Annotated in this window: 7 protein-coding genes and 1 pseudogene; 5 read left to right on the forward strand and 3 right to left on the reverse strand. The window is 35.9% G+C overall.

From position 1 onward, the window contains the following. Window positions 1-234: 234 nt before the first annotated feature. Genes ASC72_RS04870 through ASC72_RS04880 form a run of 3 tightly spaced genes read right to left on the reverse strand, consistent with a single transcriptional unit; the run spans window position 235 to window position 3,596 of the window. Window positions 235-1,998, reverse strand: a complete 1,764-nt coding sequence (locus tag ASC72_RS04870) for a hypothetical protein (RefSeq protein ID WP_056187657.1) — start codon at window positions 1,996-1,998, stop codon at window positions 235-237. 12 nt (window positions 1,999-2,010) lie between these two features. Continuing rightward, the gene (locus tag ASC72_RS04875) at window positions 2,011-2,994 is read right to left on the reverse strand and encodes a FecR family protein (protein WP_056187660.1); all 984 of its coding nucleotides are present in this window, start codon (window positions 2,992-2,994) and stop codon (window positions 2,011-2,013) included. Continuing rightward, window positions 2,991-3,596, reverse strand: a complete 606-nt coding sequence (locus ASC72_RS04880) for an RNA polymerase sigma-70 factor (protein ID WP_241775629.1) — start codon at window positions 3,594-3,596, stop codon at window positions 2,991-2,993. Before ASC72_RS04880 ends, ASC72_RS04875 begins: the two co-directional genes overlap by 4 nt. 297 nt (window positions 3,597-3,893) lie before the next feature. On the opposite strand from ASC72_RS04880, the gene ASC72_RS04885 reads away from it, so the two are divergent. The 5 genes and pseudogenes from ASC72_RS04885 to ASC72_RS04905 all read left to right on the forward strand — a co-directional run. Continuing rightward, complete coding sequence (locus tag ASC72_RS04885; protein WP_056187691.1) at window positions 3,894-4,760, forward strand: alpha/beta fold hydrolase; 867 nt, start codon at window positions 3,894-3,896, stop codon at window positions 4,758-4,760. A 318-nt stretch (window positions 4,761-5,078) separates the two neighbouring features. Beyond that, window positions 5,079-5,711 (forward strand): Crp/Fnr family transcriptional regulator, encoded by a 633-nt coding sequence (locus tag ASC72_RS04890; protein WP_056187666.1) that lies wholly within the window; start codon window positions 5,079-5,081, stop codon window positions 5,709-5,711. Window positions 5,712-6,444: 733 nt separating this feature from the next. Then, window positions 6,445-7,113: a response regulator gene (locus tag ASC72_RS04895; RefSeq protein WP_056187669.1), complete on the forward strand. Its 669-nt coding sequence runs from the start codon at window positions 6,445-6,447 to the stop codon at window positions 7,111-7,113. 882 nt (window positions 7,114-7,995) lie between these two features. Beyond that, a complete protein-coding gene (locus tag ASC72_RS04900) occupies window positions 7,996-10,395 on the forward strand; it encodes a GEVED domain-containing protein (RefSeq protein WP_056187672.1) in 2,400 nt (799 codons plus the stop codon). An 11-nt stretch (window positions 10,396-10,406) separates the two neighbouring features. Then, a pseudogene (locus tag ASC72_RS04905) lies at window positions 10,407-11,821 on the forward strand (hypothetical protein); the annotation flags it as partial.

An 11,821-nucleotide genomic window follows, 5' to 3' on the forward strand; every position in this document is an offset into this window, starting at 1 on the left:
ATGAAGAAGCTGATACTTTCAATTCCTCCCCCAGATAGATCAACCCGCACCAAACGAACTTTTATACTGGTGGATCTTTTGCTTTAAAGAGGTGTTTTTTCTGTGGAAAAATATCGAAAATCAAGGTTCTTTTATCGCTTGATATAAATGAACTTACGATCTTGCTATGATTTTTCTGTACTCTTAATATCTTTTCTGCAGTACTAAAAGGGAAGCAGTCTCTTTATACTGTAATTAAAAAAGAGTTAGCCCAAAACTCCAGCCAACCCATCCAGTTAGGCCTTTGCCGTTATCTTTCATTACATTGTAGCGTTTGGTTCGATCCTGAACAAAAGTTGAGGTGTTATTATCCGGAATGCTTTTATCTCTTCTTTCAGAGGAATAAATATTGAAAGATGGCCCTGCCGAAATTTCAACACCTTTGAATATACGAAAGGTAAAAGGAGAATCGAATTTATATAAAAAGTTATAGCGGTCCCAATTTCCTAAATAAAGATATTGAGTACTGATTTCAGGGTTATATGTAAAGCGGTTTCCTAAAGGGATATTTTTGCCTAATCCCACACCAAAAGAAAATAGTTTTTCTTCGTTATTTCGTTCGCTTCTTCCTGCCATCAAAATAGTGTAGAGTTTATTATCTCCGGTTTTTACAGCAAGATTTAGATCTGAAATCTCATTACTTGTAATACTAATTTTTTGATATCCATTCTTTTTGAAATTTAATAATCCAAAGCTGTATCCAGATGGCGAATCGGTAATATTGATTAATCCAAACTGAATTCCATTCAATTCTTTGGCATAATTTAAGATTCCTGTTATTTGGGCGCCGTGTACGGTTTCGCTTCCTGCATTATAAATAGCTGAAATCTGCAATCCGTTTTGTGAACCCTTTACAGTATTAAGAATACTGGCCATTTGCATGCCTTTAGAATTTTTTTGTACACTGTTATAAATACCAGTGATCTGTAAGCCATTTTGCGAACCCTTCACACTATTATGAATACCGCTCATTTGCAGTCCATTCAGATCGCCAAATACATTGTTATAAATTCCGGCTAACTGAACTCCATTTACAGTTCCACCCACGATGTTGAATATACCGGCCATTTGCAATGCATTGACATTCATACGATTTATATTGTATAGACCAGCCATTTCTAAACCGCGAACTCCACCGGTATATCCTCCTAATAAGTTTAAAGAGAAACTACTGTTTAGTTGTGAATTCATCATGCCGCGCGTGCTTAAACCCGGAATTAAAGAAGCTTGTACAGGAACTTCAGAAATAAATCCTCCAAGGTTGAGCGATTGTATTTTTTGTTTGGAGGAAATAAAGAAACGACCAATTCCTGTTCGTTCAACGGCTGAGAAATCGCCATCGACATAATCTGAGTTTGATTTTCTGGAACCCATTTGAATTTTAACTTCAGAAAGAAAAATTGTGGTAATGGTTTTGTAGTTTTCTTTTGCAACAGTCAATTCAATGGTTTCGGGTACATTTTTAAGCCGAAGTTCAAAAAAGCCTTCCTTATCTGTTAAGGTAGACTGCAAGGCATTTTTTTCGTAAACGCTCGCGTTTTCAATCCGTTTGTTGGTTTGTACATCCATAATGTAGCCGTTTGCAACCTGATGTTCACCCACAACGCTGTTTTTTTCCAGTACAAGTGCGAGTTCCAAAGGGGCATAACGCAGAATAATAAAACCCTTTGATTCTTTATATTCGTACTTATTTCCTAATAAGTGGTCTAAAACATCTTTTATCGTAGATTGCTTAGAATGAATGGTAACGGCACTATCTTTTACGACTAGTTTGCTGTAATAAGCAAATCTAAAATTTCCTTTTTGCTCCATTAAATCTAAAATAGTGCCTAGTGGTTTTTGATCTGCATCTATAGACATTTCGGTATCTAAGATAGATTGAGCATGAGCGCTAAAAAAAGCGCTTGAAATAAGTAAGAATAAAACTTGTACAAAAGTAAATTTTGAATGAATGGGCATATAAAAAAGGAATTATTCTAATAGAATTTGGTTGTTTTTACGTTCAATTTTAATCCTGAATGTTTCTTGAATTACTTCTAAAACCTGATCTAATGATTGATCTTTAAATACAGTTGTTAATGTTTTTTCTTTTAAAGAAGGATTTTTAATGATGATATTGACATTGTATATTTCGTTGAGTGCCTCAACTAATTCCTGTAACGGTGTTTCATCACAAACTAATTCCTTGTTACGATAATAATTATACAACCTGCCTTTACTGATGCTTTTTACTAATTCCGATTTTTGATCGGCAATGATTACTTTTTCACCATGTCTTAATTCTACCTGATCTTTATTTTTACTCACTTTTACAATTCCGGTTTCAACAGCTACGATTGTTTTTCCGTTTTTGTTTTTCACATTAAAAGAAGTTCCTACGACTTGAACTGTAACGTCGTTAATTGTAATGATAAAAGGTTTTGTTTTGTCTGGAGAAACATTAAAAAAAGCTTCACCTTTTAAGGTAACAGGACGTGTACTACCCATAAACGTGCTGGTATAAGACAAAGATGAATTTTTATTTAAAGTAACTGTGGTGCCATCTGGCAAAGTATCATTTAGAGTAGTGTTTGTTGCGTATACCTGAATTAATGTGTTAGCCGATTTATTTTCGAAATAAGAATAGCCAAACCATCCTAAAGTACTAATTAAGAGAATCGAGGCCACAATTCGTAACCAATGGATTGAAGATTTTTTTAGGGTAATGACAGGAACATCTTTTTGATGAATGCGATTTTGCAGCCGTTTCCAGGCCGCATCTTCATTTATGGTTTTATTTTCGGCTGCAATTAAAAGGCTGTCTTCCCATATTTTCTTAAAACCATTGTAGTTGTTTAGATTTTTTTCATCGGCTTTAAGCCAATTTTCTACTGCTGCATTTTCGTCTGCATCAGTTTCGCCAACCAGGTATTTCACTAGTAAATCATCGTTCATATTCATATTGTTTTGGCTCATGATCTTCGGATTAAATATAATAACTGCAATAGGAAAGGAAGATACTCAACCAGTCTTAAGCGTAATACTTTAAGGGCTTTGCCCATTTGGTTTTCGACTGTTTTTATAGAAATATTCAATTGATCGGCAATTTGCTGATATTTGAGCTGTTCAAAACGACTCATCTGAAAAATGATGCGGCATTGCGGTGGCAATTCGCTGATTGCTTTTTGAATATCGTTTTCGAGTTCAGTTGCAATCATTTGGTTTGATGCATCTTGATTTGAGGATTCCATATTAGCTGAATACTGCAGTTGAAAAGAGTTTTTTATTTTTAGGTGTTTGAGGTGATTGAGACTTTCATTATGAACCGACCTGTAGAGATACGCTTTTAATGAGTCATCAATTTTTAGCTGCTCTTTTTTTTCCCAAATCCTAAAAAATACATTTTGTACAATCTCTTCGGCAATGATATCATCTTTCATAAAAGTATAGGCAAAAGCATGAAGGTTTCTAAAATACGTTTTAAAAATCTTTTCAAAAGCAGCTTCGTTTCCGTTCTTTATAGAACTGATAGGGTCTATATTACTATACTCCACTAATACATTTTGACATTCAATCAAAGATATATACTTTTTATATTTAATATTATTTTTTTGATTAATTGAAAAAAGGACCTGGCTGATCGTATATGATAGTAGTAATACAATTGAATCACATTTTACCCCTATGCCCTTTTTTTATTTATTTGATAAATAAACTGAGCCTAAAAATGGTTTGATGAGATTGCGAATTTTGTAGTAACATCACATTTACGTTTCGCAAGAAATTTTTATCTTTAATAGAAAATACTCGATTCTGAAGTTGAAAAGTCACCTAGTGCCGAAATGTTGACGCCAAATACCTTGAAAATTGAAAGTATGGACAGACAGATTAATAATAAAACAGTAAAAGTCGATGGAGTAAATATTTTTTACAGGGAAGCCGGTAATAGGGAAAATCCAACAATTCTTTTGTTACATGGATTTCCGACTTCTTCAATAATGTTTAAAAACCTAATGACTGCACTTTCCGACAAATTTCATCTTATCGCACCTGACTATCCGGGTTTTGGTTTCAGCGATTTTCCTTATAGTAAAGACTTTGAATATTCGTTTGAAAATATTGCTTTTCATATGGATAAATTCACGAAAGCAATCAACCTTAAATCTTTCACGATCTATCTTCATGATTATGGAAGTTATATTGGTATGCGAATCTGTTTGAAAAACCCTGACAAAATTGAAGCAATAATTATTCAAAATGGCAATAATTATTATGAAGGTTTGGGACCCCAATGGGACGAAATGAATGATTATTGGGAAAATCCTACCAAAGAAAAGAAAAAGAAGTTGTATGCGTTTTTGAGTGAAGAAGGAACTAAGGCACAATATTTTTTGGGCGTACCCGAAAGATTACACCAAAACATCAGCCCTGAATCCTGGATTATAGATTGGGAACGAATGAGTAGACCAGGAAACCTAAATATGCAGTATAAACTAAACTGCACTTATAATACAAATTTTGAAATGTTCCCGGATTTTCAGGAATATTTTCGCAAATATCAACCGTCCGCGCTTATAATTTGGGGTAAATATGACGTCTATTTTGACGTTGCAGAAGCATATTGCTATAAAAAAGATTTACCAAAAGCTAAAACTCATATTTTAGAAGGTGGGCACATGGCATTAGAAACAAATTTTGATGAAGTGTTAAATCTTATTAGATCATTCATGACAAATAGATAAATGATACAATAAACCAGACTCATAAATGTAGAAAAAAATTGATGTTAATTTAGGTAGTAGTAAACGAGTTTAAAAAAAACAACGGTCTTATAGCCGTGAAGCGTGCTATCTAAATTAATCTCTATATTTTTAAACTTACACTTAGAATATTGTCATAAAAGTCAATTATTATTTATGTTTATTGTTTTTTTTGTAAAAAATAGATTGCGGATTTGCCCCCCTAATTTTCCCAATTTGTCCCTTTTCATAATCACTGCTTAACATATATTTGTCCCATAAAGATTCCAAAACAAACCAATAGGATTTTTTAATCGGATTATGAATAATTTAAATTTCCAATCATGCCATAGTACTCCCGAAGAAGCTGCTACACTTTTATACGTTTTCAATAGTGTTTATCCTATTAGTGAGGGGACTCAAAAATTTCTTATCGAAAATACTTACCCAATAAAGTTAAGAAAAGGAAAAAAATTGCATAAATCAGGAGATATTTGCGATATGATTTATTTTGTGAATAAAGGGGCAATTCGAGGTTACGTGAAAGATTGTAACAGGGAAATTACCACTTGGATTACGGTCGAAAATGAGTTGGTGGCGTCGATTCATAGTTTTATATTCCAAATACCAAGTGAAGAAAATATGGAAGCAATCGAAGATTCGGATCTTTTGGGGATGAAGCATTCAGACTTACAACATTTGTACGATATTGAGCCGGACTTTAATATAACAGCACGGCGGTTTTACGAAATACACTATGCTCAGGCCGAAATCAGAGCTTTAATGGGACGACTAAGTAAAGCCGAAATCAAGTACGAATATTTTCTAAAAACTTATAAACAACTCTCTAACCGAATTCCGTTAAAATATATTGCCTCTTTTTTGGGCATTAATCTGGAAACGTTAAGCCGCGTTCGTAGCCAAATTCGTAACACATCTGAAAATAAAGTTTGACAATTTTCAAATAATCTCCTCGTTTTTTAAGTTATTAAAAGAAGGCTTTGGTCGTTTCTTTTTTTAAAAATTTTAATTACTTATCTCTTAATTTCTATCTTCTAATCATCTTCTCATCAAGTTAAGTTGTGTAATCTTCTTTTTCTTGTTAATTTAAACTTGTAATTGTCTTTGTAGGTAAATTCTTTGTATGTCTAAAAACTAAAGTTTGACATTTGTCAAATAAATCATTCTCGTTTAATTATTTACTTTCTTTTTGTTTTGTGTAAGTGTTTAAAAATGAGTTGCTTGTTGTTTTTTTTAAACATTCCGAATTTTGTTGTTTTTTTTTATGAGTATAGTTATACTGTCAAACTGTTAAAATTTTAACAATACTTTTGTGGTACAAAACCCCAATCGTTGTAGCTAAAAAATTATAGTTTATGAGAAAACTTTACACTTCCTACTTTTTTTATTTGTCATTATTCAGATTCAGGCTAGAGTGGCAGAATCCAGATCCAAATCCAGATGCTTTTTATTAGAATCTGGAAAACTGCTGATGCAGATTCTTTCAATAGTACTTCGATTATTATTCCAACGACAAGTATAGATAAAAACCTTGTATGTCAGCAATGTTATTGATGTGACCTAAATATTTTCTACCCCAATAAGTTTTAATTAATGGTACCAAAATAAATGGCTATCCCACTGTTTATTGGTACTTCTATTATTAACAATAACCTACTTTAAAAATATGAATTATGAAATTTTGATTGTAGATGATCTTCCAATAATTGTAGACGGTTATATTAACCTAATATCAGAAACTGATTTTCAAAAAAGGAAGCCAAATTTTATAAAGAGCCATAATTGCGAAGATGCTTATAATAAAATTTTTTTAAACATAAAAAGACAAGTAAACATTAATTTAGTTTTATTGGACATTAGTCTTCCTTCTTATAAAGAGTTTAATATTAATGATGGTGTAGATTTGGCTTTGCTTGTCAGAGAAAAGTTTGCAGATTGTAAAATAATAATGGTTACAATGCATAGTGAGCCCTTAACCGTAGACAGAATCATAAAAAAAATTAAACCTGAAGCTTTCTTTTCTAAAAATGATATAACCTCTGAATCATTCCCATCTATTTTCAAAAAAATTATCGATGGAAATATATATCAAAGTAAAAAAATTATCGAATCCCAAAGAGAATTATTTAAAAAAAATATTAATTGGGATATCTATGATAATGAGATATTAATCTTAATTTCTAAGGGAATTAAAACTATTAATCTCCCAAACTACATTCCTCTTTCGATGAGTACTATAGAAAAAAGAAAAGCTAACATAAAAGATCAACTTTTAGAAGGAAAAGGCAGCGATAAGGATCTGGTTAGTAAAGCTAAAACAATAGGATTGTTGTAAATTCCAGTTGCCTGAAATATAAAGCCCGATCTGCGACTCAACACAATGAAATAAATTTGAAAAATCTTTACATAAATCTTTATTCCTGTTATTTCTAATAATAAAACTATTCTACAACTATTAAAATTAAAAGAAGAGAATAAGTTATATCAACACTGCAAAACACAGCTTATTAATTAAAAGTAATCATTCATTGATTAATTTCTTTAAAAAAAATAATTAACAATTTGTGATTTAGTTTAGCCAAAAAAAGTAGTATTTGTTAAACATTGGTTGACTGTTAATTAGCAGTCGAAGGAATATTTTTTTAACCCAACTTGGTAGAATTTAACCTTTAAACACTTGTTTAAAAGGAGTTTGTTGTTTGATAATCAAAAATTTAGAGTGCATTTTCTAATTCAGGTGAATCACTAGAATCAACTTATATGTTTTAGTTATAAGTCCGTAATTTTTATTAAAAAAGTCCGTAATCTTTAGAGAAATATTACTGTTATTTTCGCTCATAATCCTTTGTTGTTAAAATATTGAATTTAGTATTTGTAAGATTATTTATGAATAGAGGAGAGAAAAAAATAAAGAACGGATTGTCAGTTTATATAAAATTTTATAAGGAATTATTTCACGGCAATCATTCTATTGACATACATCATATTAATTATAAAAATAAAAATCAATGTTAAATACAAATAAAAAATAACTATCTAATATATCTAATTTAATTGATAATAATAAATATCAATTAATAAAGATAATCATAAACTTAATGTTTAGTTCGCCCCAACGCTGTTCATTGTTTATGAGATTAGATAGTTAATGTAAAAGAATACAATATCAAATTAGTGAATTAGTGTAACAGCTAAATGAATCAAAAAAGATTAATTTATGAGAAAAAAATACTTTCCTACTAAGTACTTATTATTTCTTACTTTATTTATTATACATGCCATCGGATTGGCACAATCCGCTTCAAAGGCCACGACCGGTTCAGGCTTGTATAAAGAAAAAATTTTTTGGATTAATTGGGATTTAAATTCTAATTCAATGCAAAATGATCTTATTACAAGCGGTGTAGTAAGAACTTTTACAAGCCCTTCCGGAATAATATATAAGGTTACTATTTCTAATATTGCTCAAACAGTTTCACCGGGTACTTTTTCAAGTGCAAATATTGATAGTTTTGGTGGAAACAATATGCCATCTGGTTATGGTGGTTTTAGTTCTAATAGTACAAAAATTATTGGTCTCTCAAATAAGATAATTGGAGGGCTAGGAAATGGTAACACGGTGAATTTTAGAATTACAGTTACTGCAACATTGCCATCAGGTACTATAATTAATGCAGCTGGATTAGCTATTGCGGGTGCGGAAAGTATGTCAGGGCCTACTGAGTATTATCAATTGTCAGTGCCGACTGCTTCACCAGTGTTGCGTTATTTGGACAAGTTTATTAAAAGTGATACTTGGGCAAATATGAATACCAGATTAATTGTATCTAATTCGGGAAGAACTATTAAAGCAACTAATCCTGGCAGTGGTGATAGTAAAGGTGATGCACTATTATTTGCAGAAGATGTACCTTATATTGATGTAGAATTAGCCGCTAGCAGTGGCGGACAGAATGTTGCAATTGGTATTTTTGAAGAAATAGATTTTTCTGATGCTCCAGTTTCTTATGGTTCAGCCTACCATATTGTTAATTCAGCCTTTACAGGGGGGAATTTTGCAAATGGAAATAAAAATTTAAGCACAACAACCAATGTTTTAGATACGGACAGGGCCACATTAGTAGATCCGTTATTATTAATTGGTAGTGATGTAGATACAGAGAATACAGCTAATAATGCCACTCCGGGAACAATTCCAAATGGCGATGATCTTAGTGGTAATGATGATGAAGATGGTATTATAAATTTTACGTGGTCAACTTGTTCTGCAACAATTAATGTTAAAAATACAACTGCCACGGTTGCTAAATTGTATTTATGGATTGATGCAAATAGAAATGGTGTGTTTGACAGCAATGAGGTAGCAACTTCACCTGTGCCGATAGGAACTAATGGTAATGTAGTAGTTCCATTATCATCGATTGTTGGTTTAAATAAAGGCACAAATTATTATGCTCGTATTAGATTATCTACTGATTTGTCACTTACTTCAACAGGACTTGCAATTGATGGAGAGGTTGAGGATCATTGGGTTGATGTCACGCAGTCAGTTATTGTATCAGCAACAACTCCGGTTTGTCAAGGTAGTACAATATCGTTAAGTGGTATTAATGGAGCATCTATATATGCCTGGACTGGTCCAAATGGGTTTACGTCGTCTCTACAATCACCAACCATTTCAAATGCTCAAGCTGTTAATGCAGGCATATATTCTTTAACAATTACTACTGGAAGTGGATGTACATTTACCGAAAGTGTAACTGTTGCTGTAACTACCACACCAACAGCACCAACAGCAACTGCTCAAACATTCTGTTTGGCAGATGCTAAAAAAGTAAGCGATTTAACGGTTAGCACAGGAACAGCCATCAAATGGTATTCTGCTGCAACGGCCGGAACCTTATATACCGGAACCGAGACCCTGGTTACGGGTACCTATTATGCCAGCCAGACGGTAAACGGCTGTGAGAGCGCAAGAACCTCAGTTGCCGTAACGGTCAATGCTGCTGCACCAACAGCCACAGCGCAAACATTCTGCTCGGCGGAAGCCAAAAAAGTAAGCGACTTAACAGCGTCAGGTGCGGCCATCAAATGGTATTCCGCTGCAACGACAGGAACTTTATATGCCGGAACCGAGACACTTCTTACGGGAACCTATTATGCGAGCCAGACAGTAAACGGTTGTGAGAGTGCCAGAACTTCGGTAGCGGTAACGATCACGGCAAGCCCCTCGGCGCCGACTGCAACAGCCCAGACCTATTGCTCGGCGGAAGCCAAAAAGGTAAGTGACTTGGCAGCAACGGGAACAGCGATCAAATGGTATTCTGCTGCAACRGCAGGAACCTTATTTGCCGGAACCGAGACACTTCTTACAGGTACCTATTATGCGAGCCAGACGGTAAACGGCTGTGAGAGCGCCAGAACTTCGGTAGCGGTAACGATCACGGCAAGCCCTTCGGCACCGACAGCCACAGCCCAGAGCTACTGCTCAGCGGAAGCCAAAAAGGTAAACGACTTGGCAGTGACAGGAACAGGAATAAAATGGTATTCTGCTGCAACGGCAGGAACCCGACAGCCACAGCCCAGAGCTACTGCTCAGCGGAAGCCAAAAAGGTAAACGACTTGGCAGTGACAGGAACAGGAATAAAATGGTATTCTGCTGCAACGGCAGGAACCCAATATACCGGAACCGAAACACTTCTTACAGGAACCTATTATGCCAGCCAGACGGTAAACGGTTGTGAGAGTGCCAGAACTTCGGTAGCGGTAACGATCACGGCAAGTCCCTCGACGCCAACTGCAACGGCTCAGAGCTACTGCTCGGTGGAAGCCAAAAAGGTAAGCGACTTAACAGCGACAGGCGTAGCCATCAAATGGTATTCCGCCGCAACGGCAGGAACCCTATATAACGGAACCGAGACCTTGGTTACAGGAACCTATTATGCAAGCCAGACGGTAAACGGCTGTGAGAGTGCCAGAACTTCGGTGGCGGTAACGATCACGGCAAGCCCTTCGGCGCCGACTGCCACGGCTCAGAGCTACTGCTCGGCAGAAGCCAAAAAAGTAAGCGACTTAACGGTTAGCACAGGTGCGGCCATCAAATGGTATTCTGCTGCAACAGGTGGAACTTTATTTGCCGGAACCGAGACCTTGGTTACGGGCACCTATTATGCAAGCCAGACGGTAAACGGTTGTGAAAGCGCCAGAACTTCGGTAGCGGTAACGATCACGGCAAGCCCCTCGGCGCCGACTGCAACAGCCCAGACCTATTGCTCGGCGGAAGCCAAAAAAGTAAGCGACTTAACAGCGTCAGGTGCGGCCATCAAATGGTATTCTGCTGCAACAGGTGGAACTTTATATACCGGAACCGAGACCCTGATAACGGGCACCTATTATGCGAGCCAGACGGTAAACGGTTGTGAGAGCGGAAGAACTTCAGTGGCGGTAACGATCACGGCAAGCCCCTCGGCGCCGACTGCAACGACCCAGAGCTACTGCTCGGTGGAAGCCAAAAAGGTAAGCGACTTAGCAGTGACAGGAACAGGAATAAAATGGTATTCTGCTGCAACGGCCGGAACCTTATTTGCCGGAACCGAGACATTGGTAACGGGAACTTATTACGCCAGCCAGACGGTAAACGGTTGTGAGAGTGCCAGAACTTCGGTGGCTGTTACAGTGAATATAACGCCAACAGCTCCAACAGCCACAGCACAAACCTATTGTTCGGCGGAAGCCAAAAAGGTAAGCGACTTAGCAGTGWCAGGTGCAGCCMYCAAATGGTATTCTGCTGCAACGGCAGGGACCTTATTTGCCGGAACCGAGCTACTTCTTACAGGGACCTATTACGCCAGTCAGACGGTAAACGGTTGTGAGAGCGTGAGAACTTCGGTGGCGGTAACGATCACGGCAAGCCCTTCAGTGCCGACTGCAACTGCTCAAACATTCTGCTTTGCGGAAGCCAAAAAGGTAAGTGACTTARCAGYGWCAGGTGCAGCCATCAAATGGTATTCCGCTGCAACAGGTGGAACTTTATTTGCCGGAAC

Source organism: Flavobacterium sp. Root420 (assembly GCF_001427905.1).
Taxonomy (GTDB): domain Bacteria; phylum Bacteroidota; class Bacteroidia; order Flavobacteriales; family Flavobacteriaceae; genus Flavobacterium.

Excerpts from the sequence above, each read along its gene's own strand:
- ASC72_RS04870 (WP_056187657.1), bottom strand. The coding sequence starts at position 1,998 with ATGCCCATTCATTCAAAATTTACTTTTGTACAAGTTTTATTCTTACTT.
- ASC72_RS04875 (WP_056187660.1), bottom strand. The coding sequence starts at position 2,994 with ATGAGCCAAAACAATATGAATATGAACGATGATTTACTAGTGAAATAC.
- ASC72_RS04885 (WP_056187691.1), top strand. The coding sequence starts at position 3,894 with ATGGACAGACAGATTAATAATAAAACAGTAAAAGTCGATGGAGTAAAT.
- ASC72_RS04890 (WP_056187666.1), top strand. The coding sequence starts at position 5,079 with ATGAATAATTTAAATTTCCAATCATGCCATAGTACTCCCGAAGAAGCT.
- ASC72_RS04895 (WP_056187669.1), top strand. The coding sequence starts at position 6,445 with ATGAATTATGAAATTTTGATTGTAGATGATCTTCCAATAATTGTAGAC.